The organism is Kitasatospora sp. NPDC101155 (genome assembly GCF_044768305.1).
GTDB lineage: Bacteria > Actinomycetota > Actinomycetes > Streptomycetales > Streptomycetaceae > Kitasatospora.
This window is the reverse complement of record NZ_JBIWPN010000032.1, coordinates 48285-73536: the sequence shown is the minus strand read 5'-3', so window position 1 is coordinate 73536 and position 25252 is coordinate 48285. Positions and strand designations below refer to the sequence as shown.

The following is a 25252-nucleotide window of genomic DNA, read 5'->3' as shown; positions in this document are numbered from 1 at the left end:
GGACCGTCAGCATTCGGTCTGACGCACGGGGCGCCGCTGGAAGCGGGCGGCGACCGGACGGCGGCGCAGGCGGCGCGCCTCCTTGGCCTCACGCACCAGGCGCTCGTGTTCGGCGCGGGCCTCGAGCTCGTGGGCCTGCTGCTGGATGATCTCGTACTCGATCACTTCGGGTTCCCCTTTTGGGTCTCACTGCGTTTCGCTGTCGAGTAAGAGCTTCCTCCCCCAGGCGGGGGTGCCACATCGGGAGCGTGCCCGATCTTCCGGGGCCCGGACGCCTTAGATCGGGCCTGGAAAAAGGTTTAAGGCCCGGCCTCACCCCAATACGGAGGTGAGACCGGGCCTTAGGCCTTACTTAGAGGGCCTTAGATGCCTTAGATGCCTTAGGAAGGCGGGGTTGACAGCCTAGGTGCCCCTCAGGACTCAGGCAGCGCCCAGCTTCTCCAGGATCAAGTCCTTCACGCGGGCGGCGTCCGCCTGGCCGCGGGTGGCCTTCATGACCGCGCCGACCAGCGCGCCCACGGCCTGGACCTTGCCGTCGCGGATCTTGGCGGCGATCGCCTCGTTCTCGGCGATGGCCTGGTCGACGGCGGCACCCAGCGCGGAGTCGTCCGAGACCACGGCCAGGCCGCGCTTCTCGACGACCTCGTCCGGCTCGCCCTCGCCGGCCAGCACGGCCTCGATGACCTGGCGGGCCAGCTTGTCGTTCAGCTTGCCCTCGGCGACCAGCGCGGCGACCCGGGCGACCTGCGCCGGGGTGATCGGCTGCTCGGTCAGCTCGGTGCCGGTCTCGTTGGCGCGGCGGGCCAGCTCGCCCATCCACCACTTGCGGGCCTGGTCGGCCGGGGCACCGGCCGCGATGGTCTCCTGGATCGGCTCCACCGCACCGGCGTTGAGCACGGACTGCATGTCCTTGTCGGACAGGCCCCACTCGGCCTGCAGCCGGGCGCGGCGCACCCGCGGCAGCTCCGGCAGGGCGGCGCGCAGCTCCTCGACCCACTCGCGGGCGGGGGCCACCGGCACCAGGTCCGGCTCCGGGAAGTAGCGGTAGTCCTCGGCGTTGTCCTTGATCCGGCCCGAGGTGGTGCTGCCGTCTTCCTCGTGGAAGTGGCGGGTCTCCTGGACGATGGTGCCGCCGTCGGTCAGCACGGTGGCGTGCCGCCGGATCTCGAACCGGGCGGCCCGCTCCACGCTGCGCAGCGAGTTGACGTTCTTGGTCTCCGAGCGGGTGCCGAACGTCTCGGTGCCGTTCGGGCGCAGCGACAGGTTGACGTCGCAGCGCATCTGGCCCTTGTCCATCCGGGCCTCGGAGACGCCCAGCGAGCGGATGACCTCGCGCAGCTCGGCGACGTACGCCTTGGCGACCTCGGGGGCGCGCTCGCCGGCGCCGGTGATCGGCTTGGTGACGATCTCGATCAGCGGGATGCCGGCCCGGTTGTAGTCGAGCAGCGAGTGGGTGGCGCCGTGGATGCGGCCGGTCGCGCCACCGACGTGGCTGGACTTGCCGGTGTCCTCCTCCATGTGGGCGCGCTCGATCTCCACGCGGAAGGTCGAGCCGTCCTCCAGCTGCACGTCGAGGTAGCCGTTGAAGGCGATCGGCTCGTCGTACTGCGAGGTCTGGAAGTTCTTGGGCATGTCCGGGTAGAAGTAGTTCTTCCGCGCGAACCGGCACCACTCGGCGATCTCGCAGTTCAGCGCCAGGCCGATCTTGACGGCCGACTCCACGCCCACCGCGTTGACCACCGGCAGCGAGCCCGGCAGGCCCAGGCAGGTGGGGCAGGTCTGGGTGTTCGGCTCGGCGCCCAGCCCGGTCGAGCAACCGCAGAACATCTTGGTCTTGGTACCGAGCTCGACGTGGACCTCAAGGCCCATTACCGGGTCGTAGGACGCGAGAGCGTCCTCGTAGGAGACCAGGTTCATGACGCTCACAGCGTCCCTTCTCACTTGAAGCTTGGGAGGTACGGGCCCGGCCGCCGCGTGACGCGGGGCCGGGCCGGGGCGCTCAGCTCAGCCCAGCAGCACGTCGTCGGAGCCCAGCTGACGCAGCTCGCGCACCAGCAGGGCGGTGCCGGTGATCAGCGCGGCGGCGCCGACCAGGGCGTTGACCAGCTTGAGGGTGTCGCTCTCCTCGCGGGCCTTGCGGACGTCCTTGACCACGGAGATGGCACCGAAGGCGCTGGTGCCGATGGACAGCCAGAGACCGGGCTTGGTGTGCTTCCACCCCTTCAAAGAGGCGGACTGGGCCTTGGCCTTCTCGATCTTGCTCACAGTGCCGGTGCCTCCTCCAGCAGGGTGTGCCCCCACTTGTCGTTGAGTGCGGCCTCGACGGCGCCGCCCACGCGGTACAGGCGGTCGTCCGCCATCGCGGGCGCGATGATCTGCAGGCCGACCGGGAGATTGTCCTCCGGGGCCAGGCCGACCGGCAGCGACATGGCCGCGTTGCCCGCCAGGTTCGACGGAATCGTGCACAGGTCGGCCAGGTACATCGCCATCGGGTCGTCGGCGCGCTCGCCGATCGGGAAGGCGGTGGTCGGCGTGGTCGGCGAGACCAGCACGTCCACCCCGGCGAAGGCGGCGTCGAAGTCGCGCGAGATGAGCGTGCGCACCTTCTGGGCCGAGCCGTAGTAGGCGTCGTAGTAGCCCGAGGACAGGGCGTAGGTGCCCAGGATGATGCGGCGCTTGACCTCGTCGCCGAAGCCGGCCTCGCGGGTCAGCGCGGTGACCTCCTCGGCCGAGCGGCTGCCGTCGTCGCCGACCCGCAGGCCGTAGCGCATCGCGTCGAAGCGGGCCAGGTTGGAGGAGCACTCCGACGGCGCGATCAGGTAGTAGGCCGGCAGCGCCAGGGTGAAGGACGGGCAGGAGACCTCGACGACCTCGGCACCCAGCTCGCGCAGCAGCTCCACCGACTCGTTGAAGCGCTGCATCACGCCGGCCTGGTAGCCCTCGCCGGCGAACTCCTTGACCACGCCGATCCGCATGCCGCGGACGTCGCGCAGCTTCGCGGCCTCGACCACGGCCGGGACCGGCGCGTCGATCGAGGTGGAGTCCAGCGGGTCGTGCCCGGCGATGGCCTCGTGCAGCAGGGCCGCGTCCAGCACGGTGCGGGCGCACGGGCCGCCCTGGTCCAGGCTGCTGGAGAAGGCGACCAGGCCGTAGCGGGACACCGAGCCGTAGGTCGGCTTGACGCCGACGGTGCCGGTGACGGCGCCGGGCTGGCGGATCGAGCCGCCGGTGTCGGTGCCGATCGCCAGCGGGGCCTCGAAGGCGGCCAGCGCAGCGGCCGAACCGCCGCCGGAGCCGCCGGGGATGCGGGTGAGGTCCCACGGGTTGCCGGTCGGGCCGTAGGCGGAGTTCTCGGTGGAGGAGCCCATCGCGAACTCGTCCATGTTGGTCTTGCCGAGGATGACGACGCCGGCGTCCTTGAGACGGCTGGTCAGCGTGGCGTCGTACGGCGGGATCCAGCCCTCGAGCATCTTGGAGCCGCAGGTGGTCGGGACGCCCTTGGTGGTGAAGACATCCTTCAGCGCCAGCGGGACGCCGGCCAGCGGGCCCAGCTCCTCGCCCTTGGCGCGCTTGTCGTCGACGGCCTTGGCCGCGTTCAGCGCGCCCTCGGTGTCGACGTGCAGGAAGGCGTTGACCTTCTTGTCAACGGCCTCGATGCGGTCCAGGTGCGCCTGGGCCACCTCGACGGCGGACACCTCGCCCTTGGCGATGGCGGCGGCGGTCTCAGCCGCGGTGTAGTGAATCAGCTCGGTCATCTCGGTCAGTCCTCCCCGAGGATCTGCGGCACACGGAAACGCTGCTCCTCGGCGGCGGGGGCGCCGGACAGCGCCTGCTCCGGGGTGAGCGACAGCCGCACCTCGTCCGCACGCATGACGTTGGTCAGCGGCAGCGGGTGGGAGGTCGGCGGGACGTCCTGTCCGGCGACCTCGGAAACGCGGGCGACCGCGCCGATGATCACGTCGAGCTGCTCGGCGAAGTGGTCCAGCTCTTCGGGCTTCAGCTCAAGACGCGACAGCCGGGCGAGGTGGGCGACCTCCTCGCGCGTGATGCCAGGCATGCAGCGATCCTCAGGGTGAGTTCTGGTGAGACCCGGCGTCGCCTGCGGCGGTGCCGGGCCCGGGCAGGAGCAGCCTGGTTCGGCGCTCCGTCCTCGTGGTCTTTGGACCCCATCCTATGGGGCCGGGCCCGGCCACCTTCCAACGAGTTACGGTGTGCCCCCCTTCACCACGGACGGCGCGGCGTCCCGAGGCGCGGCTACTGCGGCCTGGTGCGGGCCCACCCCTGGGTGCCGGGCGCCTTGATCTCCAGCTGCGCGGCCTGCAACGGCTGGCTGCACGGCACGGCCCGGACGGCCGGGGGCAGTACCGGCGGCATCGTCGGCGGCAGCACCGGCGGCAGCACCGGGGGCAGCACCGGGGGCAGCACCGGCGGCAGCGGGGTGGGCTGGGCGACCGGCTGGGCGACCGGCTTGATGATCGACGGGAGCTGCGGCGGGGCGCCGAGGCGCTCCACCGGCGGGGCGGAGGTGGTGCGGTGCACCCGCAGCCAGGCGGTGGCCTGCTCGGCGGGCAGCGCGGCCGACACCAGCCAGCCCTGGACGGCGTCCACGCCCATGCGGTGCAGCCGCTCCCAGGTCTCGTCGTCCTCGACGCCCTCGGCCACCACGGTCAGGCCGAGCGAGTGGGCGAGCTCCACCGAGCAGCGCACCACCGCCGCGTCGTGGTCGTCGGCGACCATCCGGGAGACGAAGGAGCGGTCGATCTTCAGCTCGCCGACCGGCAGGCTGCGCAGCCGCACCAGCGAGGAGTGTCCGGTGCCGAAGTCGTCCAGGGACATCCCGACGCCGTAGCCGCGCAGCTCGGCCAGGGTGTCGGCGGCTCGCCGGGAGTCGTCCAGCAGCAGCCGCTCGGTGATCTCCAGCTGGAGCGCGTGGGCCGGCACCTGGTGGCGGACGAGGTGTCCGGCGACGCGCTGGGCGAAGCCGGGGTTGAGCACGTCGCGCGGCGAGACGTTGACCGCGACCTGCACCTGCAGGCCCATGTCGCGCCAGTAGGCGAGCTGGCCGACGGCCGCCTCCAGCACGTAGTCGGTGAGCCGGGGCATCAGGCCGCTGGACTCGGCGAGCCCGACGAACTCGTCCGGCGAGACCCTCCCCTGCCCGGGCCGCTCCCAGCGCAGCAGCGCCTCCAGGCCGACCACCCGGCCGTCGAAGGCGACCTTCGGCTGGTAGTGCAACTGCACCTCGCCGGTCTCCAGGGCCCGGCGCAGGTCCCCGAGCAGCGCGATCCGGTACGGGGTGTCGGCGTCCTGGGTCTCGTCGTACTGGGCGACGCCGCTGCACTCGCGCTGGGCGTGGCCCATCGCCACGTCGGCGCGGCGCAGCAGCGACTCGGCGTCCTGGGCGTCCTGCGGGTAGACGCAGACACCGGCGCTGGCCTCCAGCACCAGCAGCAGGCCGTCCAGGCGGATCGGCGCGGCGAGTTCGGCGATCAGCGCCTTGGCGACCCGCTCCAGGCTGTCCGGGCAGTTGATGCCGGGCAGCAGCACGGCGAACTCGTCGCCGCCCATCCGGGCCACCATCGGGCGGCCGCGCCGGTAGTGCCGGGGCAGGCCGACGAAGACGTCGTCGATGGATTCCCGGGTGGCGCTGCCGGCCGTGCCGCCGGAGCGCAGCGCGCGGTGGAGCCGGCGGGAGATGTGAACCAGCAGCCGGTCACCAGCCGTATGTCCTAGTGTGTCGTTGAGCGATCGGAATCGATCGAGATCGAGCAGGATGAGACCGACGCTGTAGCCCTCCTCGCGCTCGGCGATCGCCTCCTGGGCGGCCAGCAGCAGAGCCTGACGGTTGGGCAGGTCCGTCAGCGGATCGGTCAGCTGGTCGCGGGCGCGGTCCCGGGCGATCCGCCAGGCGGCCACCAGCACCGCCAGCGGCACCGCGAACAGCGGCAGCAGTTCGGGTTCGTACCGGTAGACCAGGACGGCCAGCGGGATGAGCGGAGCGGCTCCGGCCAGCAGCACGCCGAGCAGCAGGACCGCACCCGCCACCCCCTGCGGCGGGCGTGTGGGCGCGTCGCCGGTCGTACGATCCATAAGCCCTGTCCTCCGTCGGGCCCGCCCCCGTCAGGCCGCCTTACGGTGAGGCACCGCACTGGTACCGACAGCTGCCGGGCATGGAGCGACCCCGAGGAGCCCCGGCTCAGCCGGTGCCCCCACCCCTGCTGACACTCTGTTGCGCTCCAGGGTATGCCGGGCTCCACCCGGTGGGCAGACTTTCGGACAACCGGAAACGCGCCACCGCGCCCGGGTGCCGCACAGTGACACAATGCCCGCTTTCACTGAACGACACCCGGTGACGCTGCATCAGGACGATAACAACACGGATCAGGGCACCGGCCGCTCGGGGCGGCCCCGGATCAGCCCTCGGCGGGCGCCTCCTGCGGCCCGACCGCCTCCTCCGGCTCCGGAAGTCCCAGGTGGGCGCGGGCGGCCGACGGTCCGTCGGCGAGCAGGACGGCGAAGCCCGCGTCATCCAGCACCGGCAGTCCGAGCTGAACGGCCTTGTCGTACTTGGATCCCGGGTTGTCACCGGCGACCACAAAATCGGTCTTCTTCGAAACCGAGCCGGTCACCTTCGCTCCGCGCGAGGTCAGCGCCTCCTTGGCGCCGTCCCGGGTGTGCCCGGCCAGGGTGCCGGTGACGACCACGGTCAGGCCCTCCAGCGGGCGCTCCGCCTCCTCCTCGTCCGCGAACTCCTCGGTGAAGCGGACGCCGGCGGCGCGCCACTTCTCCAGGATGTCGCGGTGCCAGTCGACCTGGTACCACTCGGTGATCGCCCGGGCAGTGCCGGGCCCGACCCCCTCGGTGGCCGCCAGGCGTTCCTCGTCGGCCGCGAAGATGGCGTCCAGGTCGCGGAACTCGCGCGCCAGCGCCTGCGCGGCCACCGGGCCGACGTGCCGGATGGACAGCCCGTTGAGGTAGCGCCAGAGCGGCCGGTCCTTGGCGTTGTTGAGGTTCTCCAGCAGAAGTCCGGTGTTCTTCTTCGCCGCGCCCGTGGTGGTGGCGAAGAAGAACACCTCCTTCTCCTCGCCGGTGACGTCGTCCAGCTTGGGCATGCCGGTCTTCTGGTCGCGCACCAGCACCTTGATCGGCAGTAGCTGTTCCTCGGTCAGACCGAAGATGTCACCCTCGTTCTTCACCGGCGCCTCGGCCGGCTCCAGCGGCTGGGTCAGCGCGGTGGCCGCGACGTAACCCAGGCCCTCGATGTCCAGCGAGGAGCGGCCGCCCAGGAAGGCGATCCGCTCGCGGATCTGGGCCGGGCAGTGCTGCGCGTTGGGGCAGCGCAGATCGATGTCCCCTTCGGCCATCGGGCGCAGCTCGCTGCCGCACTCCGGGCAGTGCGAGGGCATCACGAAGGCCTGCTCGGTGCCGTCCCGCAGGTCCTCCACCGGGCCGAGGATCTCCGGGATGACGTCGCCGGCCTTGCGCAGCACGATCGTGTCGCCGAGCAGTACGCCCTTGGTCTTGACGACCTCCTGGTTGTGCAGCGTCGCGTACTGGACCATCGAGCCGGCCACCTTCACCGGCTCGGCCAGCACCGCGTACGGGGTGGCCCGGCCGGTGCGGCCGATGCCGACCTTGATCTCGGCGAGCTTGCCGGTGACCTCCTCCGGCGGGTACTTCCAGGCGACCGCCCAGCGCGGCGACTTGGAGGTGGCACCGAGCCGGCCCTGGAGGGCGATCTCGTCCACCTTGACGACCACGCCGTCGATCTCGTGCTCGACCGAGTGGCGCTGCTCCCCGAAGTGCTTGATGAACTCCCGCACCTCGTCGAGGGTCTTGACCACCTTGTTGTGCCGGGCTGTCGGCAGGCCCCAGTCGCGCAGCAGGTCGTAGGCGTGCGACTGGCAGTCGATGTCGAAGCCGACCCGGGCGCCGATGCCGTGCACCACCATGTGCAGCGGGCGGGAGGCGGTGACGTGCGGGTCCTTCTGGCGCAGCGAACCGGCGGCGGCGTTGCGGGGGTTCATGAACAGCCGGATCATCGCCCGGGGCCGCTTGCCCTCCTTGGCGCGCTCCTCGTTCTCCTGCCGACGGCGCTCGTTCTCCTCCGCGAAGGAGGCGTTGAGCGCCTCGAAGGCCTCGGTCGGGAAGTAGACCTCGCCGCGGATCTCCACCAGCTCGGGGACGTTGTCGCCCTTGAGCTGGTGCGGGATCTCCTTGATGGTGCGGACGTTGGCGGTGATGTCCTCGCCGACCCGGCCGTCGCCACGCGTCGCCGCCTGCACCAACTGACCGTTCTCGTAGGTGAGGTTGACGGCCAGGCCGTCCACCTTGAGCTCACACAGGTAGTGGTAGTCGATGCCGTGCAGCTCGGTGGCGACGCGCTCGGCCCAGGCGGCGAGTTCGTCGTCGTCCATCGCGTTGTCGAGGCTGAGCAGCCGCTCGCGGTGCTCGACCTCGGCGAACAGCTCGGTCGGGGCACCGCCGACCTTCTGCGTCGGCGAGTCCGGGGTGATCAGGGCCGGGTGCCCGGCCTCGATCGCCTCCAGCTCGCGCATCAGCGTGTCGAACTCGGCGTCGCTGACGATCGGAGCGTCCTGCTCGTAGTACCGGGCCCGGTGGTCGGTGATCTCCGTCGCCAGTTCGGCGTGCCGCCTGCGCACCTCCGCCGGGATGTCCTCCCAGCCCTCGACAGCCGTCACCGCAAGCCCTCCTACGTTCTCATTCCGGGTTGTCCACCAGGCTCCGTGCCGCCCGATCGGCGAGCGACAGCGCCTTGCGCGCGTACGCCGGGGAGGCCCCGGCCAGCCCGCAGGTCGGTGTCACCAGCACGCGGCGGCCCAGCAGCTCCGGGGCGAACCCGAGCCTGCGCCACAAGGTCCTGACCCCCTGGACACTACCGGCAGGGTCCGACACCGCCTGGTCGGTGGAGGGGACGACACCAGCGAGGATCGTCGTGCCCGCCTCGACCGCCTCGCCGAGGTCGTCGTCCTGGCGCTCGCTGAGGAGCGAGAAGTCGAGCGAGATCCCGGCGACTCCGGCGCGGCGCAGCAGCGGGACCGGGACGTCCGGAGCGCAGCTGTGCACGACCACGGGCGCGTCCAGGCCGCGGATCAGCTCCCGCAGCACCTCCTCGGCGATCTGCCGGTCGACGGCGCGCAGCCGCTGGAAGCCGCTCGCGGTCTTCACCCGGCCCGCGAGGACCGCGGGCAGCGAGGGCTCGTCCAGCTGGAGGACGAGTTGTGCGCCCGGAACGCGCTTGCGGACGTCCGCGAGGTGGCGGCGCAGGCCCTCGGTGAGCGAGCCGGCGATGTCCCGGCAGGCGCCGTGGTCGGCGAGCGCCTTCTCGCCGTGCTTGAGCTCGATGCTCGCCGCCAGCGTCCACGGGCCGACGGCCTGGACCTTGAGCGCGCCCTGGTGGCCCTGGGTGAACTCCTCCAGCGCGTCCAGGTCCTCGCCGAGCCAGGAGTGGGCGCGCCGGGTGTCCCGGCCGGGGCGGTCGGCGAAGCGCCAGCCGCTGGGCTCGGTCTGCGCGAACAGCTCGACCAGCAGGCCGGCGCTGCGGCCGATCATGTCGGCGCCCGGGCCGCGCGCGGGCAGCTCGGGCAGGAACGGCAGCTGCTCCAGCGCCCCGGTGGAGGTCTTGGCGGCCTCGCGGGCGTCGGTGCCGGGCAGCGAGCCGACGCCGGTCGCGGCGCCTCGCAGGTCGGGGAAGGGGTGTGGAGTGCTCACCCGTCCGAGCCTACTCATGCGGACGGCCCCGGTGCCGAGCGCGGGGCTCGGGACCGGGGCCGTCGGCTGGGGACCGGGGTCAGCGGGATCAGTACCCCTGGTAGCCGAACTCGTCGACCACGAGGTGCAGCGGGGTGCCGCTCGCGTTGTAGAGCGAGACCTTGCCGTCCTTCACCGGGACCACGACCTGGTTCGGGATGGTCTCCCCCGGGAGGAAGTTCAGGTTCGACGCGTCCGGCAGGGTGTCACCGTGCGGGAAGACGGTCAGGTGGCCTTGGGCGCCCGGCTCGGTGACGGTCACGTTCAGGGTCACCGCCGCGAGGTTCGGGAGGTCGCCGACCGGGATGTCCAGGGTGCCCCAGGCCGGGACGGTGCCCGCGGGTCGGACGCCCGTCTCCCAGTAGGTGTCCTGTCGGGTGTCGACGACCCGGTCCGGGCCGACCGGGCGGTAGGTGAGCTTGCCCTCGGTGGCGTAGTAGCCCGCGAGGTCGGCGATCAGGTGCACGGTGCCGCCGGAGGCGTTGTAGAAGGAGACCTTGCCGTCCTTCACCGGCACCGTCACCAGGTTCGGAATCGTCCGCCCGGCCGTCCAGTTCAGGTTCGACGCGTCCGGCAGGGTGTCACCGTGCGGGAAGACGGTGAGGTGCCCGTCCTGCTGCGGCTCGGTCACCGTCACGTTCATCGTCACGGCCGTCACACCGGTGGCCGGAACACCGGCCACACCCGTCACCGGCAGATCGACGGTGCCCCACGCCGGGACGGGCTGCGCCACCGGGACACCGATCGGCTGGCGGGTGTCCAGCAGACGCGTCGGACCCTGGGCGTGGAACAGCGAGCCCTTCGGGCTGTAGTAGCCCGCGAGGTCGGCGATCAGGTGCACGGTGCCGCCGGAGGCGTTGTAGAAGGAGACCTTGCCGTCCTTCACCGGCACCGTCACCAGGTTCGGAATCGTCCGCCCGGCCGTCCAGTTCAGGTTGGAGGCGGTCGGCAGGCCGTCACCGTGCGGGAAGACGGTGAGGTGCCCGTCCTGCTGCGGCTCGGTCACCGTCACGTTCATCGTCACGGCCGTCACACCGGTGGCCGGAACACCGGCCACACCCGTCACCGGCAGATCGACGGTGCCCCACGCCGGGACGGGCTGCGCCACCGGGACACCGATCGGCTGGCGGGTGTCCAGCAGACGCGTCGGACCGGCCGGGGTGAAGGCGCTGCCGAAGTCCTGGGCCTCGATCGCACCGCGGTCGCGGATGCCGCTGCCCGTACCGGTGTTGGGCGTCGTCGGGTCGTCCACCGGGGCGTAGCCGCCACGGTCGGTGGGCAGCATGCCCGGGGCGTTCTCGTCGGCCGAGTCGATCCGGTGGTCGACCGGAGCGTTCGGGCCCTTCGACACGTAGGTCAGGTCGACGAAGTCGTGCACGCCCTGACCGGTGTTCGCGGCGAGCTGGTTCTGGGTGGTGAAGTTCGCACCGGCCCAGCTGTAAGCGGCGCCACCGCTGCGCGGGTCGATCAGGTTGTAGTCGACCTTGGTGCCGGACGTGGCGTTCGCGGCGACGCTGATCCCGGTGGCGTTGGCCGGGGTGTCGCAGGCCGCGTTCTGGTTCTTCGCGGTGTTCACCACGTTGTTCTCGACCACCGCACCGGTCGACGTGCCGTCCAGCACGATCCCGTTGAAACAGGGCGAGTTGATGGTGTTGGCCACCACGACGGTGTTGGGGGCGTCCTTGACCAGGATGCCGGTCATGTTGTCGACGCTGTTGGGCTGGATCACGTTGGTGGTCAGGACGGTCCCGGTGGAGCCGCCGTCGACCTGGAACAGCGGGCCCGGCGCGTAGCCGAACTCGCCGCGGGCCCAGGTCACCTTGTCGGAGGCGTTGGTGATCTTGGCCCCGCCGCCCCAGGCCGCGATGTTGGTGAACGAGATGTCGTGCCCACCGTCGACGATGACGGCCGGCCGCTGGTGGCTCTGCAGCGACAGGTTCTCGAACCGGAGGTGGTCGGCGCCCTTCACCACGATGGCGCTGTCCGGGTAGTTCGGCGCCCCTCCGGAGAAGCTCGCCTGGCCGCCCGCCGAGTACTGCTGGGCCGGGCCGCGGAAGGTGATCGGGGCGTCGGCGGTGCCGGAGTGGGTCACCGTCACCGCGAAGCCGTTGTAGCCACCCGCGGCGATCTCGACCGTCTGCCCCGGCTGCACGACCGCCGCGGCGGCGGCGATCGTACAGAACGGCGCCGACTGGGCACCGGTGCCGCTGTCGGTGCAGTTGGCACCCGCGGCGTTGTTGACGTAGAGCGTGCTGCCCGCCGCGGCCGCACCACTCGCACCGACAGCCGGCAGACCGACCGTCCCGACGAGCAGCGCGCCGACGGTCAGCGCGGTACGGGTTCTGGAAATGGGAGCCCCCCTGGGCATGTTCTCAGCGTGAATGACGCTTTGTGACCCTCCGCTGTCCGAACACGATCGAACGGAGGGCGGAGCGGATCATTCCATAGCCAAGAGGGCCTCGCCAACGCGGATTTGACCGGTCTTGGGCCTGCACACGAACGGCCCCCGGTGCCGAGCGCGGAGCTCGGCACCGGGGGCCGCCGGTGGTTCGGAAGCGGGGTCAGTACGCCTGGAAGCAGGCCTACTGCCCCGGGCGGACGGTGAGGTCGGTGATCTCGGCGTCCCGGGAGGCGTCCAGGGCGGCGATGATCGCCCTGGCCACGGACTCCGGGGCGATCCAGCGGCCGGCGTCGTACTCCTTGCCCTCCTGCTGGTGCACCTTGACCTGCATCGCGGTGGCGGTGCGGCCGGGGTAGACCGAGGTGACCCGGACGCCGTTCGTGTGCTCCTCCTGGCGCAGCGCGTCGGCCAGCGCCTTGAGGCCGTGCTTGCTGGCTGCGTACGCCGACCACTCGGCGTGGGCGGTGAGGCCGGCGCCGGAGTTGACGAAGACCACGTGGCCCTTGGCGAGGCGGAGCGAGGGCAGCAGCAGCCGGGTCAGCTCGGCGGGGGCGACCAGGTTGACGTTGAGCGTCTCCTGCCAGGCCTTCACCGGCAGGTCGCCGACCGTGCCGAGCTCGACCGTGCCCGCGACGTGCAACAGCGAGTCGAGGGTGACGGGCAGCTGCTGGTGCCCGAAGGCCCAGGACAGCTTGCCGGGGTCACCGAGGTCCCCCACCAGGGTGCGGGCGCCCGGGAAGCGGTCGCGCAGCTCGGCGGCCCGACGGGCGTCGCGGGCCAGCAGCCAGAGCTCGTCCCCGCGCTCGGCGAGCTTCTCGGTCAGGACGGCGCCGATGCCGGAACCGGCGCCGGTGATCAGATGTGCAGCCATGGCTCCGATCCTCTCAGGCCTTGAGCTGCGCAAACACCTCGGCGGGCGTGTCGGCGAAGCTGATCAGCTCGGAGAGCGACCGCGGCAGGAAACCCTCGGCGTCCATCCGCTCCAGCTGGGTGCGCAGACCTGCGTAGAAGCCCTCGGTGTCCAGGACGACCACCGGCTTGTCGAAGATCCCGTGCTTCTTGAGCTCCAGCACCTCGGTGACCTCGTCCATGGTCCCCAACCCGCCGACCAGCACCACGATGGCGTCCGCGCGGGCAGCCAACTCCCGCTTCCGCTCGGCGAGATCGGCGGTCATGACGAGCTCGTCGGCGCCGACGTACCCCTTGTGCTTCAGCATCTCGACCAGCACGCCGACCAGTCGGCCGCCCGCCGCCTTCACCTCGTCGGCCAGCAGCCCCATCAGCCCGGCGTTGGACCCGCCCCAGACCAGGGTGTGGCCGCCCTCCCCCAGGAGCCGGGCGAACTCGGCGGCGGGGGCGGTGTAGCGGTCATCGAGCGAGTACGCGGAGCAGAAAACGCAGATATTCATAATGCCGACTGGTCTATCACGCCCCACCGCCCCCGCTCACCCGGTTTGGGTGCCACCCGTCGTGCGTACCCGCGAGGTGCGTCATCCGGACCGCAGCATCGCGCGATCCCCCAGGTCAGACAGGCCGGGCCGGGCTCCGGGAAGTCCTCCGGCCGGGTGAGCCGAGGGCTGATCGCTCGATGGCGGGCTCCCTCGGGGCGGGCTACGCCACCATGGCCGCCGGCGGCAACGGATACCTGCTCCCGCTCATCCCCTACGCCGCAGCCGTACTGCTCTCCCTCGCCGCCTACTTCACCCTGCCGTTCCGCGCCAGCACGCTCGCGACGGTCATCGGCCTGGGCCCGCTCACCCTGCTGCGCCCGCTCGCCGTCGCTATCGCCTGCCTCGGCGCGGTCCTGGGCGGCGGCGGCGCGTGCGGCCTGCTGGTCGGCGCGGTCGCGGGCGCCGCCATGCTGTGCGTCGAGCCCCTGGTGCACCGCCGCTGGTACCAGCAGGTGCAGTAGGTAACTCCCTTGCCCGGCGGCCTGCTCGCCGAGCGGGCCATCATCGCAACCTGACCGGGGAACACCAGTCACGTCCCAGAGGCGGGCCAGTGCTTCGGCGGGCTCGCGGACGGGTCGACGATTCGAAGTCGGCTCTGGTGCGAGGGATCGATCGAGGTGAGGGATATCAGGAGCTGACCGGTAGCCTTCTCCAACTCGCCCAGCGCATGCGGAAGTCCGGCACACACGGTCGCAACCGCAACGCCGAGACCCACCAGGCCACCGTGTTTGTGGTTGTGGCGGTACTCGATCCTGTGCAGCCCTGACTCGGCGATCGCGGCCACTTCCTGGGGCCGGGACATCTGCTTGGTGTCATTGGTGATCACGGCATGGAATCCTGCCGAGACTGCTCGCGCATAGAGATCGACGTCTTTGGTCCCCGCCCAGCCATCGATTTCGGTCACATGCTGAAGTTCATGCTGCTTCACGAGTAGTCGGGCCATGTGCGCCAAGGGGAGAGGCACGTTCTCGTCGAGCAGGATCCTCAAGATGCGGCCTGCCGGGGACCCTCATCCGAGTAACTGTCGACGTAGGCGGTGAAGTCCGCAGCGTCACGCGCCGCCTGGGGCGTGACACCGGGGTAGAAATCCTTGATCGACTCCGGCGGGATGCCGTCCTTCAGAAGGGCCGCGACCTCGGAAGCGGGAATTCGAGTTCCCTCGATCACCGGCTCCCCGCCACGGATCAACGGATCCACAGCCAGGTGGTTCCTGGGGTGCAGCAAGTTCGGAATCTGGCGGCCGTTTCGGTAGAACGGCTGAAGCACATCGACCATCTCGTGAATGACCACGTTGCCGCGCCTGCGCACCAGGTCCACAGCGTGGTCGGGCGCGACGAAATAGATCGTGTCGTCCCCGGCCACCAACTGGTAGCTGGACAGGTGCTTCTGTTCATCGAGACCGTCGCGCAGGGTGTCCAGTGCGCGACGGATCTTCTGGAGCGAGGCTTCCTGACGCAGTCGGACACAGATCCGGAGGGCGACGACGTCCCTGAACGAGTAGAGGATCGGTCGGGCTGCGGAAAGCTCCGGCACTAGGACAGGGCCCCGTGAAGCCGTCGCCTTTCGCCAGTGCGAGAGCTGGCGCAGAGTGGCGCCGGACAGCGCGGCCGCAAGCCTCGGCTCGTACGACACTGCGGCACCTCCACTCCGTACGCGAATCCGAACCGACCGTACTCCATGGTTCCGCACTGCCGGGCGGCCCGCCATCGTTTCACCCGAACGAGGAACCGCCCGTGCAGGTCGAAAGCCCCGAGGGCGTCCAGGGCTGTCGTCGACCGTGAGTCAGGGGCGGCCCCACGCGGCTCCACCCACTATGACCGACCGCACCCGCGCTCCCCGCCCGTGTCCATCCGGCCGAGCAGATTTCGGCCGTCGTGGTTCCGGATGCTCGGTGCCTTGTCGTCCCGAAGCGCATCCAGTAGGCGCACGGCGTAGACCTCGGCCATACGGTCGGAGACCTCGGCCGGTGTGAGCCAATCGACTTCGACCGACTCGTCCGAGAGCCGCTCGGCACCGCTCTCCGGTCGGCAGCGGAAGACGAGGGCGACGATCCCCCGGCTCACGTTCTTGTAGACGCCGGTCAGCCGCTCCACGCCGACCTTGATCCCGGTCTCCTCGTAGACCTCGCGGCGCACGCCGTCCTCGAACGACTCGGCCAGCTCCAGCACCCCGCCCGGCGGCTCCCAGGTCCCGTTGTCGGCCCGGCGGATCGCCAGCACTCGCCCGTCCTCGCGCACCACCGCCCCGGCGACGGACACCGAGTGGAGCGGCGTTGACTGGGGTTTCATGCTCGCGCCACCGGGCGCAGCAGGTCGAGGACGTGGGTCCAGTTGTACTTGTCTCGGCCTCCGCCCGACTTGGGCTTGTGGGGCACGTAGTCACCGATCAGGACACCCATCGAGCGGAGGCGGGCCAGGCTTTCCGCATAGGCCGGGTGGGCTGCTTGGGCGGAGTTGACGTAGGGCTGGACTGCCACCGGGATGCCGAGGCCATATGCCTCGCAGAGAATGCCAAGCGCAAGCGTGTCGGAGATGCCCGCAGCCCACTTGTTAATGGTATTGAACGTCGCGGGAACAACCGCGATGGCGTCGGCCGGAGGCAGCGGCTGCGGGACGTCGGGGGTACGCCAGGCCGAGCGGATGGGATAGCCAGTCTGAGCCTCGATGGCTCGCGGGTCTATGAAGCCGAGAGCGCTCGGAGTGGCGATCACGCCGACCTTCCAGCCCTCTGCGCGGGCGGCGGTGATCAGTTCGGCTACGCCGTCGGCAATGCCTGAAGCGCAGACGATCACGTAGAGGAACGGCTCGCGATGCTCGGTCAAATCTGAACTCCCAACTCCTGGCAGAAACGGCGAAGTTCCGGAACGGTACCGCGCCGGTCGCGGGCGGCCATGTCGCCGACCAATTCCAGGATGCTGGGACGTCGGCGGATGTCCTCCGACGCACAACTCTCCGCGACTCTGAGCGCTTGGTATCCCTCGGCCAGCCTGCCTTGTTGACTGTACGCACGTGCGGCGTCCACCCACAGCGCGGCCCTCCGCTCCGGAACCGGGATGCGGCGACGCATCAGGGGTTGGGCAGCGGCCAGTGCCACACCAGCATCACCGAGAACCACGGCGGAACTGACTTCATGGAGTGCGACGTTGGTCGGGCTGAAGTTTGCCCAGGAATCGGAGCCATCAAGATCGACGTAACGCGCGACATCCTGAGCCTCGGCCAAGAACTCCGCCGCCGTCGCACGGTCTCCGCCCGCACTCGCCGCCGTCACGCCACGAAGAAGCACGAGCCCCAATGCGGCGAGGTACTCAGGCGATCGCCGGTCATAACCGCCGCCGAGTTGGTCTGCGGTGTGACGGATGAGGCTGATGGCAGGTGCGGTGTGCCGGTCACGGGCAAGGACGTGCACCTGGACACGAACACTGGAAGCCATCACCACGGGGTCGCCGCTACGCTCAGCTTCGGCCATCGCACGACCGACCGCGAGCCAGGCGTTGCCCTGATCACCGAGCTTGAGTAGCAAGCTCACTGCGGTCTGGTAGGCCGTTGCAAGCATTCTCGAGAGGACTCGGCCGTCACAGCTGGCCACGTTCTGAGCCTGGCGAAGGTCATCGATCAACTGCGGTAGTGCAGTTTCGAGTTCAGCATACCGACAGGCATAGAAGCGCCTGCGGGCCTGGGACAGGCGAGTCGCTAGCGCAGCCGCCGGCTGCGGCTCGCGATCGACAAGAACAGGTCCCGGCAAGAGTGCCTGAACTAGTTCCATCCCCACACGGGGAGGAGTTACCGGGGCTGCGAGCGCAACGACGCTCGCAGCCAGAAAGTTGCGGCGGTGCATGTCGTCCGTCCTGCTGTCCGCACTGTTGGGGATGGTAAGGCCAAGGCTTCCCGGCGGAATGTTGAGCACAGCTGCGACAGCACGCAGGACATCCATGTCATGCGTGCCCTTACCGCTCTCCAGTCGGCTGATCTTCGATTGGTGGTAGCCCAGTTCGGAAGCTACATCCGCCTGGGATCGGCCGCTGAGCACTCTCGCGCGGCGAATCACTTCGCCGATCCCACCTGCTGCGGAGTGTCCGTTGGCCGTCCGTGACATGGCTCCTCCTGCTGATGCTGATCACACCCGATATGCCGAGCGTAGTCGAACCGAGACAATCTGTGATGCGCGATCTGCATGAATCATGCACAGCAGGCTTGGGGCCCAGCTATGTGGTCGCGAGGTGCAGTTGGCTATTCATCAGCAGCCGACCCCAGCCGCCAAGGAGAAGCGCTGATGACCCTCCTCTCGAATGTCGTGAGAGCCGACGCCTCGCCCCAACCGGACGAGGGCGCGAGAGTCCGTCCGCACTCCGAGCCGGCGACTGCCTGTCTGCCGTACCGGCCCGAGTCGGTGGCGGCCGCGCGTCGCTTCGTCGCGACCAAGCTGCGGGAGTGGGGGCTGGACGACCTCCTGGACGACGCCTCGGTGATCGTCAGCGAGCTGGCCACCAACGCGGTCAAGACCGGGTGCCAGACGCGCATGGTCGTCGCCGTGCGCCGCCCGAGCAGCCGTATCGTCCGCATCCTCGTCGGGGATGGTTGCCGCTCGATGCCCGCGATGGTCGACGTGGGGCCCGATCGCACCTCAGGCCGAGGGCTGGCGATCGTCCACCGGCTCACGCGCGGGCGCTGGGGCGTCACTCTCCTCCCGCTGGGAAAGATCGTTCACGCCGATCTCGCGGTCGCTGAGCCGCCTTCGTGAACCACACCGGCCTTTTGCCGCAGGACGATTCCGAGGATCCACCGCCGCCTTCCCCTGATCCCGTCCGGGTCTGGACCGCCTACGGGGTGTCGGCGGCGGCCGCGTTGCACGTCGTCGCTGCAGCCTTGGTGCTGATCAACCGCTCCCGCTGAGCCCCCGCCCGCGCCGCCGGGCCGGCGGCGCGGGCGGGAACACCACCGCATCTCCATGACCGACCGAGAGGAGCACCGCCGTGTCTACGCCCGGGCCGAAGCCACCCCCGCCGAAACCGACGAGCCCGCCTACGCCCCGGCCGGCGGACCGGTAGAGGCACGCCGACAACCAGCGATCAACCGAACTGGAGAAGTTATGGGTTGGGGAACTGACAAGCCCAGCGGCGGCAAGCACGGGGGCAAGAAGGACCCGGGCACGAGCAAGCCGTCGCCGGACGGGTCGCAGCCGGCGCCCGATCCGAAGCACAAGAAGGGTGAAGGCGAGAAGTGACGGATCCCGTGCATCGACCGGAGCAGGCCGCCGTGCGCGGCCTGCTCCGGGCCGTCGGCGAAGCGCTCGGCGGCCCCGTCCCACACGAATGGAAGGAAGCGATCAGGGCGGTTCCGCGCCATCGTTTTCTGCCGGAGCGGATCTGGTTGGAGGACGGCAACAGAGGCTACGAACCTTGCGACCTCCAAGCCGACAGCGAGCGCTGGTTCGAGGCGGCGTACTCGGACGTGCCGGTCGTGACGCAGGTCAACGACGGCGAGAAGCCGATTGACGCTGCCGATGCCTGGCCGTCCTCGTCGGCGTCGGCGCCCTCAATCGTCGTCAGGATGCTGCGTGACCTCGACGTCCGGCCTGGGATGAATGTGCTGGAGGTGGGCACCGGGACCGGGTGGAACGCGGCGCTCCTGGCCCACCGCCTGGGCGCCGGGCACGTGGCCTCGGTCGAAATCGACGCCGAGGTTGCCCGACACGCCTGGGCCTCGCTGAATGCGGCGGCTCTGAATGTGGAGGTGGTCTGTGGGGACGGCTCCCTCGGCTGGCCCCGCCGCCAGCCGTACGACCGGATCGTGTCGACCTGCTCGGTTCGGCGGGTGCCGTGGGCGTGGATCGAGCAGACGAAGCCCGGCGGAATCGTCCTCACGCCCTGGGACAGCCCGATGCTCTGCTGGGGGCTGCTCAAGCTCACCGTCGAACGCGACCGCGCGCACGGGCGGTTCAGCCCGCACTCCGCCTTCATGCTGATGCGCAACCAGCGGCGGGACCTTCGCATCTTCCGGGACGTCGTACGCGACGAGCACGTTCCGGAGGAGTCCAGGACGTCGCTGCCGCCCTCACGGATCACGGGAGACCAGTGGGAGGCCCGGTTTGCGCTCGGGCTCAGGCTGGGCAATGTGTGGACCGCCTGGGAGGAGGACGAAGAGCGGCTTTGGGTCGCGACGACGGACATCCTCTCGTGGGCGGCCGTCGATCGCGACGACGAGCACTTCACCGCCTGGCAGTACGGACCACGTCGTCTCTGGGACGAGGTGGAGGCCGCCTACCGGTGGTGGGAGGCCCAAGGCAGCCCAGGACCGGAGCGCTTCGGCCTGACGGTCACCCCGGAGGGTCAGTGCGCTTGGCTCGACTCCCCGGACAACCCCGTTCCACGGCCCTGAACGGGCCCGGCCGTCCGCACCGGACGGCCGGGCCCGTCACCATCAAGGGTGCTGGAAGAGCACCTCCGGGTTCGCCGCCGACGGGCCGTCCAGCAGCGGCTGGTGGATTCCCTTGAGGGTCTGGTCGAAGAAGGCCCCGACGTACTCCCGGGTCAGCTGCATCCCGCGCTCCGGCGAGGTGGTCGTCCCCGGAGGGAGCGGAAGACCGAGCTCGTCGGCCAGGACCTCGACGTCCGTGAAGCTGCCGTGGTTGGTGCCCGCAACGGCCAGCCAGGGCTTGTAGCCCTTCCAGCCCGCCCAGGTCTGGCCCCAGGACTTGTCCCCGCCGCCGGCGGCGTGGTTGCTCTGCTTGCCGAGCAGGAGGAACGAGCGTCCCTCCAGCTTGTCGGTCGGGATCGGCGCCCAGAACGTGCCGTCCATGTTCACCCCTGCCTGGATCCGCTGGTCATCGGCCATCGCGTTCAGCGTGGACGCGCCGCCGATCGAGTGGCCGGCCATGCCTATCCGGTCGCGGTCGATCAGGTGCGACAGGCGCCAGGCCGGGTGGTGCCCGGTCAACTGGTCCAGGATGAAGGACACGTCCTTCGCCCGGCTCTCCTGGAGCGAGTCCGGTGCGTCCGGGCAGAGCGCGCAGCCCGAGGTGCTGCCGTCGGCGAGGGTCTCGCCGGAGTCCTCGTAGGTGTGGCCGACCAGGGCGACGACGTAGCCGTGGCTGGCGAGGTCGGTCGCCAGGCCGGTCTGCGTGGCGCGGGGGTTCTCGAAGCCGGGCGAGAGCACCACCAGCGGGAACTTCCCACCTGCGGCCTTGGCATCGGTGTAGGCGTACGTCCTGGTGTTCACGAGGTCCTGCGGCTGGACTCCGGTGCCCGGCGGGACCCGCGTCGCCACGAAGTTCTGCGCCTCGCCGAGGGTCATGTACGGAGCGGGCTCGCCCGTGTTCTGCCGGGCCGGATAGAACATCGTCACCGCCAGCTGCCGCGGCCCGGCCGAGGGCACCCAGGGGTCGGTGCGGCTCTGGTCGGTCAGGTGCAGCACCTCCTCCCCGGCCGCGTACGGCCCGGTCGGGCGGGGCAGCTCGCCGTGGAAGGCGACGGGGGCCGAGGCGGCGGCCACCGTGGGGGACGGCGACGGCGAGGCCATCGCGGCCCCGGCCATCGGAAGCGGCAGAGCGAGCACAAGGGCGGCGACGGCCGCGATGCGGCGGGTTCGGGTCATGCCCCTGACGTTAGGTTCGCGGCCCGCCCCCTCGAATCAGCCCGATGGATGCCTTCTCCGGCCACGGTCATCCGGGCGATTCAGCGGCGTCATCCCTTCGGATGACGCCGCCATGGCTCGCTCAGGCGTTGACGGCCGGGCGCTCGGTGGTGGCGATGGTGGCGGAGCCGATGACGCGGGTGCCGTCGTACAGTACGACGGCCTGGCCGGGGGCGATGCCGCGCGCCGGGGTGTCCAGGCGGACGTGGAGCTCGCCGTCGACCATCGAGGCGGTGACCGGGACCTCTTCGCCGTGGGCGCGCAGCTGGGCGGTGTAGCGGCCCTCGACCAGTTGCTCGCTGCCGCACCAGCGGGGGCGGATGGCGGTCAGGGCGGTGACGTCGAGGCCCTCGACCGGGCCGACGGTGACGGTGTTGTTCACCGGGGAGATGTCCAGCACGTAGCGCGGCTTGCCGTCGGCCGCCGGGCGGCCGATCCGCAGGCCCTTGCGCTGACCGATGGTGAAGCCGTACGCGCCGTCGTGCTCGCCGAGCTTGGTGCCGTCGACGTCGAGGATGTCGCCGGTGGCGGTGCCGAGGTGCTTGGCCAGGAAGCCCTGGGTGTCACCGTCGGCGATGAAGCAGATGTCGTGGCTGTCGGGCTTCTTGGCGACGGCCAGGCCCCGGCGCTCGGCCTCCTCGCGGATGGCTTCCTTGGTGGTGTCGCCGAGCGGGAAGAGCGAGTGGGCGAGCTGGTCGGCGTCGAGCACGCCGAGGACGTAGGACTGGTCCTTGGCGGCATCGACGGCACGGTGGAGCTCGCGCTCCCCGGACGGCAGGTCGACGATCCGGGCGTAGTGGCCGGTGCAGACCGCGTCAAAGCCCAGCGCGATCGCCTTGTCCAGCAGCGCGGCGAACTTGATCTTCTCGTTGCAGCGCAGGCAGGGGTTGGGGGTCCGCCCGGCCGCGTACTCGGCGACGAAGTCGTCGATCACGTCCTCGCGGAAGCGCTCGGCGAGGTCCCAGACGTAGAAGGGGATGCCGATCACGTCGGCCGCCCGCCAGGCGTCCCGGGAGTCCTCGATGGTGCAGCAGCCGCGCGCGCCCGTACGGAAGGACTGCGGATTCGCGGACAGCGCCAGGTGGACACCGGTCACCTCGTGCCCCGCTTCGACGGCGCGGGCGGCGGCGACGGCGGAGTCGACTCCGCCGGACATCGCCGCGAGCACGCGCAGACGGCCGGTGGACGGAGTGGTCGGGGCACCCGGGAAGTCAGTCATGGTGAATACAAGAGTACGGGGCCGTGGAACATGCCCGGCCCCGTACCGGAGCTACCGCCGGACGGCCGCCAGACCCGCGTTGCGGGCGCGCTGGACGGCCGGTGCGATGGCCTCGACCAGCACCGTGACGTCCTCGCGCACCGAGGTGTGCCCGAGCGAGAACCGCAGCGAGGCACGGGCGAGCAGCGGGTCCACGCCCATCGCCAGCAGCACGTGGCTGGGCTGCGGCACCCCCGCCGAGCAGGCCGAGCCGGTGGAGCACTCGATGCCCTGGGCGTCCAGCAGCATCAGCAGCGCGTCGCCCTCGCAGCCGGGGAAGGAGAAGTGGGCGTTGGCGGGCAGTCGGCCCTCGGCGGCCGGGTCACCGTTGAGCACCGCGTCCGGCACGGCGGCCAGCACCCCGGCCACCAGCTCGTCGCGCAGCGCGCCCAGGGTGACCGCGTGCTCGGCGCGGTGCTCGACGGCCCAGACCGCGGCGGCCGCGAAACCGGCGGCGGCGGGGGCGTCCAGGGTGCCGGAGCGCACGTCGCGCTCCTGCCCGCCGCCGTGCAGCAGCGGGACGGGCGCGGCGCCGCGAGAGAGCAGCAGCGCGCCGATGCCGAACGGGCCGCCGATCTTGTGCCCGGTGACGGTGAGTGCGGTGAGCCCCGACTCGGCGAAGGAGACCGGAACCTGACCGAGCGCCTGCACCGCGTCGGCGTGCATCGGGATGCCGTACTCGGCGGCCACGGCGGCCAGTTCGCGCACCGGCTGGACGGTGCCGACCTCGTTGTTGGCCCACATCACGGTGACCAGCGCGACCGAGGACGGGTCGCGCTCGATCGCCTCGCGCAGCGCCTCGGGGTGCACCCGGCCGTACCCGTCCACCGGCAGGTAGTCGACCGACGCGCCCTCGTGCTCGGAGAGCCAGTGCACCGCGTCGAGCACCGCGTGGTGCTCGACCGGGCTGCACAGCACCCGGGTGCGGGCCGGATCGGCGTCCCGGCGGGCCCAGTACAGGCCCTTGACGGCCAGGTTGTCGGACTCGGTCCCGCCGCCGGTGAGCACGATCTCGCTCGGGCGGGCACCCAGCGAATCGGCCAGCGACTCGCGGGACTCCTCGACCACCCGGCGGGCTCGGCGGCCGGCCGCGTGCAGGGACGAGGCGTTGCCGACCACCCCCAGGTGCGCCGACATCGCGGCGATCGCCTCGGGCAGCATCGGCGTGGTCGCCGCATGGTCCAGGTATGGCATAACCATCCGATTGTAGAGGGCACCCCGGTGCCGTGATCCAGACCTGCGCACCGATCCGGCCACCGGGCGCGGGCCGGCCGGACGGTGGTGTCCGGGACTGGTTTGTACCACTGCGCCGCCCAGCGGTTAGCCTGACGAACACTTCTCAAGCGAGTTCCAGGGGGGCGTCATGTCGCAGTCGGTCGACCGCGCGCTGACCCTGCTCGGCTCGCTCGGCGACGGACCGCTCTCGCTGGAGCAGGCCGCGAGCAGCCTCGGGGTGCACAAGTCCACCGCGCTGCGACTGCTGCGCACCCTGGAGGAGCACGGCTTCGTCCGGCGCCAGCCCGACCTGCGCTACCGGGTCGGCGGCCGGGTGCTCTCGCTGGCCGACCGGGCGCTGGAGGACTTCGACGTCCGGCAGGTGGCCGCGCCCTACCTGGCCGCGCTCAACGCGCGCTGCGGCTACACCGTCCAACTGGCCGTGCTGCACGACGGCGAGGTGCTCTACCTGGACGAGGTGGCCGGGCCCTGGGCGGCCCGGCCGTCGCGGATCGGACGCCGGGCACCGGTCACCGGGACGGCGGTCGGCCGGGTGCTGCTCGCCGGGCTGTCCGCGGACGGGCCGTGCGAGGAGACCGAGCTGGCGGCGGTGCGCCTGCGCGGCTGGGCGGCCGAGTCGGCCGAGCACCGGGAGCCGGTGACCTGCGTGGCCGCGCCGGTCGCGGGCAGCGGCGGACGGACGGTCGCGGCCTGCGCGCTGAGCGCCCCGGCCAGTCAGGTGCGGCCGGCCGAACTGGCCCGGATGGTGCCGGAGCTGCTCTGCACGGCCGAGGCGATCTCGCTCGCGTACGGCGGCTCGCCTACTCCTCGCTGGTGCGAGAACCGTTGCGGTGCCAGGCCCGCGGGGCACGCCAGCCGTACTTCAGGGCGAGCATCCGCAGTCCGAAGGCGGTGAGCGCGGCGGCGGTGCCGGTGGCGCCGGTGAGCCGGTTCGCGCCGATCAGCACGGCCACCAGGGCGGCGCCGACCAGGGCCGGGACGGCGTAGATCTCCCGGTCCCAGCGCAGCAGCGAGGGGATCTCCCCGGCCAGCACGTCGCGGATCACGCCGCCGCCGGCCGCGGTCACCATGCCGAGCGCGACGGCGGCGACCGCGCCCAGCCCGAAGTCGTGCGCCTTGGCGGTGCCGGTGACGCAGAACAGCCCGAGGCCGAGGGCGTCCAGGGTCTGCACCGCCCGGTTGATCCGCTCGACCTCGGGGTGCAGGAAGAACACCACCAGTGCGGCGGCCAGCGGGGTGAGGAAGTAGCCGAGGTTGGTGAAGGCGGCCACCGGGGTCGCGCCGATCACCAGGTCGCGCATCACCCCGCCGCCCAGGGCCGTGACCTCGGCCAGCACACAGATCCCGAAGATGTCCATGTTCTTGCGGACGGCGAGCAGCGCTCCGGAGAGCGCGAAGACGAATATGCCGATGAGGTCCAGCGACTGCTGCACGTCGGAGGGGAAGATCTGTGAACTCACCGTCCATGTGTACCCGATGCGACACGCATGTCGGGACAAGGGTCACA

General features: G+C 70.8%; 24 protein-coding genes and 1 pseudogene. 5 read left to right on the top strand and 20 right to left on the bottom strand.

What is annotated here, in order from left to right; genetic code table 11:
- Positions 1-6 precede the first annotated feature (6 nt).
- From ACIRYZ_RS33440 to ACIRYZ_RS33390, 11 genes and pseudogenes are all read right to left on the bottom strand, one after another.
- Entirely contained in the window at positions 7-165 is a 159-nt protein-coding gene (locus tag ACIRYZ_RS33440; RefSeq protein ID WP_393029421.1) for a hypothetical protein, read from the bottom strand.
- A gap of 255 nt (positions 166-420) precedes the next feature.
- Positions 421-1926 (bottom strand): Asp-tRNA(Asn)/Glu-tRNA(Gln) amidotransferase subunit GatB, encoded by a 1506-nt coding sequence (gene gatB / locus ACIRYZ_RS33435; protein ID WP_402951687.1) that lies wholly within the window; start codon positions 1924-1926, stop codon positions 421-423.
- 78 nt (positions 1927-2004) lie between these two features.
- Positions 2005-2265: a hypothetical protein gene (locus ACIRYZ_RS33430; protein WP_402951685.1), complete on the bottom strand. Its 261-nt coding sequence runs from the start codon at positions 2263-2265 to the stop codon at positions 2005-2007.
- On the bottom strand, positions 2262-3755 hold the full coding sequence (gatA, locus tag ACIRYZ_RS33425) for an Asp-tRNA(Asn)/Glu-tRNA(Gln) amidotransferase subunit GatA (RefSeq protein WP_402951682.1): 1494 nt from the start codon (positions 3753-3755) through the stop codon (positions 2262-2264). The genes ACIRYZ_RS33430 and gatA overlap by 4 nt, the downstream gene beginning before the upstream one ends.
- Before the next feature lie 5 nt (positions 3756-3760).
- Positions 3761-4057 (bottom strand): Asp-tRNA(Asn)/Glu-tRNA(Gln) amidotransferase subunit GatC, encoded by a 297-nt coding sequence (gene gatC, locus ACIRYZ_RS33420; RefSeq protein ID WP_402951680.1) that lies wholly within the window; start codon positions 4055-4057, stop codon positions 3761-3763.
- Between the two features lie 197 nt (positions 4058-4254).
- Positions 4255-6027: pseudogene (locus ACIRYZ_RS33415) on the bottom strand (putative bifunctional diguanylate cyclase/phosphodiesterase); the annotation flags it as partial.
- 386 nt (positions 6028-6413) lie between these two features.
- A complete protein-coding gene (gene ligA / locus ACIRYZ_RS33410; RefSeq protein WP_402951677.1) occupies positions 6414-8702 on the bottom strand; it encodes an NAD-dependent DNA ligase LigA in 2289 nt (762 codons plus the stop codon).
- Between the two features lie 19 nt (positions 8703-8721).
- Entirely contained in the window at positions 8722-9750 is a 1029-nt protein-coding gene (locus tag ACIRYZ_RS33405; RefSeq protein ID WP_402951674.1) for a methionine synthase, read from the bottom strand.
- Between the two features lie 70 nt (positions 9751-9820).
- Positions 9821-12139: a right-handed parallel beta-helix repeat-containing protein gene (locus ACIRYZ_RS33400; RefSeq protein WP_402951671.1), complete on the bottom strand. Its 2319-nt coding sequence runs from the start codon at positions 12137-12139 to the stop codon at positions 9821-9823.
- A gap of 214 nt (positions 12140-12353) precedes the next feature.
- Positions 12354-13043: an SDR family oxidoreductase gene (locus ACIRYZ_RS33395; RefSeq protein WP_402951668.1), complete on the bottom strand. Its 690-nt coding sequence runs from the start codon at positions 13041-13043 to the stop codon at positions 12354-12356.
- A 13-nt stretch (positions 13044-13056) separates the two neighbouring features.
- Positions 13057-13581, bottom strand: coding sequence for a TIGR00730 family Rossman fold protein (locus tag ACIRYZ_RS33390; protein WP_393029614.1), 525 nt, complete (start codon positions 13579-13581; stop codon positions 13057-13059).
- Positions 13582-13760: 179 nt separating this feature from the next.
- Here ACIRYZ_RS33390 and ACIRYZ_RS33385 point away from each other — a divergent pair, with 179 nt between their 5' ends.
- Positions 13761-14084, top strand: a complete 324-nt coding sequence (locus ACIRYZ_RS33385; protein ID WP_402951665.1) for a hypothetical protein — start codon at positions 13761-13763, stop codon at positions 14082-14084.
- Positions 14085-14152: 68 nt separating this feature from the next.
- On the opposite strand, the gene ACIRYZ_RS33380 is transcribed toward ACIRYZ_RS33385, so the two are convergent.
- The 5 genes from ACIRYZ_RS33380 to ACIRYZ_RS33360 form a co-directional block, all read right to left on the bottom strand.
- A complete protein-coding gene (locus ACIRYZ_RS33380; RefSeq protein WP_402951663.1) occupies positions 14153-14611 on the bottom strand; it encodes a hypothetical protein in 459 nt (152 codons plus the stop codon).
- Positions 14608-15255, bottom strand: a complete 648-nt coding sequence (locus tag ACIRYZ_RS33375; RefSeq protein WP_402951660.1) for a DUF433 domain-containing protein — start codon at positions 15253-15255, stop codon at positions 14608-14610. Before ACIRYZ_RS33375 ends, ACIRYZ_RS33380 begins: the two co-directional genes overlap by 4 nt.
- A 179-nt stretch (positions 15256-15434) precedes the next feature.
- On the bottom strand, positions 15435-15911 hold the full coding sequence (locus ACIRYZ_RS33370; RefSeq protein ID WP_402951658.1) for an NUDIX hydrolase: 477 nt from the start codon (positions 15909-15911) through the stop codon (positions 15435-15437).
- Positions 15908-16444, bottom strand: a complete 537-nt coding sequence (locus tag ACIRYZ_RS33365; protein WP_402951656.1) for a flavoprotein — start codon at positions 16442-16444, stop codon at positions 15908-15910. Before ACIRYZ_RS33365 ends, ACIRYZ_RS33370 begins: the two co-directional genes overlap by 4 nt.
- Positions 16441-17715, bottom strand: coding sequence for a helix-turn-helix domain-containing protein (locus tag ACIRYZ_RS33360; protein ID WP_402951654.1), 1275 nt, complete (start codon positions 17713-17715; stop codon positions 16441-16443). Before ACIRYZ_RS33360 ends, ACIRYZ_RS33365 begins: the two co-directional genes overlap by 4 nt.
- 177 nt (positions 17716-17892) lie before the next feature.
- Between ACIRYZ_RS33360 and ACIRYZ_RS33355 the strand changes: the two genes are divergently transcribed.
- From ACIRYZ_RS33355 to ACIRYZ_RS33345, 3 genes are all read left to right on the top strand, one after another.
- Positions 17893-18360: an ATP-binding protein gene (locus ACIRYZ_RS33355; RefSeq protein ID WP_402951651.1), complete on the top strand. Its 468-nt coding sequence runs from the start codon at positions 17893-17895 to the stop codon at positions 18358-18360.
- 207 nt (positions 18361-18567) lie between these two features.
- On the top strand, positions 18568-18843 hold the full coding sequence (locus ACIRYZ_RS33350) for a hypothetical protein (protein WP_402951648.1): 276 nt from the start codon (positions 18568-18570) through the stop codon (positions 18841-18843).
- Positions 18840-19997 carry a methyltransferase domain-containing protein gene (locus ACIRYZ_RS33345; RefSeq protein ID WP_402951645.1) on the top strand — a complete coding sequence of 386 codons (1158 nt, stop codon included), beginning with the start codon at positions 18840-18842 and terminating at the stop codon, positions 19995-19997. Before ACIRYZ_RS33350 ends, ACIRYZ_RS33345 begins: the two co-directional genes overlap by 4 nt.
- 42 nt (positions 19998-20039) lie before the next feature.
- Here the strand turns inward: ACIRYZ_RS33345 and ACIRYZ_RS33340 are convergent, their stop codons facing one another.
- The 3 genes from ACIRYZ_RS33340 to ACIRYZ_RS33330 form a co-directional block, all read right to left on the bottom strand.
- Positions 20040-21212, bottom strand: a complete 1173-nt coding sequence (locus ACIRYZ_RS33340; protein ID WP_402951642.1) for an alpha/beta hydrolase family protein — start codon at positions 21210-21212, stop codon at positions 20040-20042.
- Positions 21213-21333: 121 nt separating this feature from the next.
- The gene (mnmA, locus tag ACIRYZ_RS33335) at positions 21334-22470 is read right to left on the bottom strand and encodes a tRNA 2-thiouridine(34) synthase MnmA (RefSeq protein ID WP_387623759.1); all 1137 of its coding nucleotides are present in this window, start codon (positions 22468-22470) and stop codon (positions 21334-21336) included.
- A gap of 51 nt (positions 22471-22521) precedes the next feature.
- The gene (locus ACIRYZ_RS33330; RefSeq protein WP_402951638.1) at positions 22522-23703 is read right to left on the bottom strand and encodes a cysteine desulfurase family protein; all 1182 of its coding nucleotides are present in this window, start codon (positions 23701-23703) and stop codon (positions 22522-22524) included.
- Between the two features lie 169 nt (positions 23704-23872).
- On the opposite strand from ACIRYZ_RS33330, the gene ACIRYZ_RS33325 reads away from it, so the two are divergent.
- On the top strand, positions 23873-24640 hold the full coding sequence (locus ACIRYZ_RS33325; RefSeq protein ID WP_402951635.1) for an IclR family transcriptional regulator: 768 nt from the start codon (positions 23873-23875) through the stop codon (positions 24638-24640).
- On the opposite strand, the gene ACIRYZ_RS33320 is transcribed toward ACIRYZ_RS33325, so the two are convergent.
- Entirely contained in the window at positions 24546-25205 is a 660-nt protein-coding gene (locus ACIRYZ_RS33320) for a trimeric intracellular cation channel family protein (protein WP_393029478.1), read from the bottom strand. The genes ACIRYZ_RS33325 and ACIRYZ_RS33320 overlap by 95 nt on opposite strands.
- Between the last annotated feature and the right edge of the window lie 47 nt (positions 25206-25252).

What these genes read in the sequence shown, in the direction of transcription:
- gatA (WP_402951682.1), bottom strand. Translation starts at nt 3,755, where the DNA reads ATGACCGAGCTGATTCACTACACCGCGGCTGAGACCGCCGCCGCCATC.
- gatC (WP_402951680.1), bottom strand. Translation starts at nt 4,057, where the DNA reads ATGCCTGGCATCACGCGCGAGGAGGTCGCCCACCTCGCCCGGCTGTCG.
- ACIRYZ_RS33405 (WP_402951674.1), bottom strand. Translation starts at nt 9,750, where the DNA reads ATGAGTAGGCTCGGACGGGTGAGCACTCCACACCCCTTCCCCGACCTG.
- ACIRYZ_RS33400 (WP_402951671.1), bottom strand. Translation starts at nt 12,139, where the DNA reads ATGCCCAGGGGGGCTCCCATTTCCAGAACCCGTACCGCGCTGACCGTC.
- ACIRYZ_RS33395 (WP_402951668.1), bottom strand. Translation starts at nt 13,043, where the DNA reads ATGGCTGCACATCTGATCACCGGCGCCGGTTCCGGCATCGGCGCCGTC.
- ACIRYZ_RS33390 (WP_393029614.1), bottom strand. Translation starts at nt 13,581, where the DNA reads ATGAATATCTGCGTTTTCTGCTCCGCGTACTCGCTCGATGACCGCTAC.
- ACIRYZ_RS33385 (WP_402951665.1), top strand. Translation starts at nt 13,761, where the DNA reads ATGGCGGGCTCCCTCGGGGCGGGCTACGCCACCATGGCCGCCGGCGGC.
- ACIRYZ_RS33370 (WP_402951658.1), bottom strand. Translation starts at nt 15,911, where the DNA reads ATGAAACCCCAGTCAACGCCGCTCCACTCGGTGTCCGTCGCCGGGGCG.
- ACIRYZ_RS33360 (WP_402951654.1), bottom strand. Translation starts at nt 17,715, where the DNA reads ATGTCACGGACGGCCAACGGACACTCCGCAGCAGGTGGGATCGGCGAA.
- ACIRYZ_RS33355 (WP_402951651.1), top strand. Translation starts at nt 17,893, where the DNA reads ATGACCCTCCTCTCGAATGTCGTGAGAGCCGACGCCTCGCCCCAACCG.
- ACIRYZ_RS33350 (WP_402951648.1), top strand. Translation starts at nt 18,568, where the DNA reads ATGACCGACCGAGAGGAGCACCGCCGTGTCTACGCCCGGGCCGAAGCC.
- ACIRYZ_RS33340 (WP_402951642.1), bottom strand. Translation starts at nt 21,212, where the DNA reads ATGACCCGAACCCGCCGCATCGCGGCCGTCGCCGCCCTTGTGCTCGCT.
- mnmA (WP_387623759.1), bottom strand. Translation starts at nt 22,470, where the DNA reads ATGACTGACTTCCCGGGTGCCCCGACCACTCCGTCCACCGGCCGTCTG.
- ACIRYZ_RS33330 (WP_402951638.1), bottom strand. Translation starts at nt 23,703, where the DNA reads ATGCCATACCTGGACCATGCGGCGACCACGCCGATGCTGCCCGAGGCG.
- ACIRYZ_RS33325 (WP_402951635.1), top strand. Translation starts at nt 23,873, where the DNA reads ATGTCGCAGTCGGTCGACCGCGCGCTGACCCTGCTCGGCTCGCTCGGC.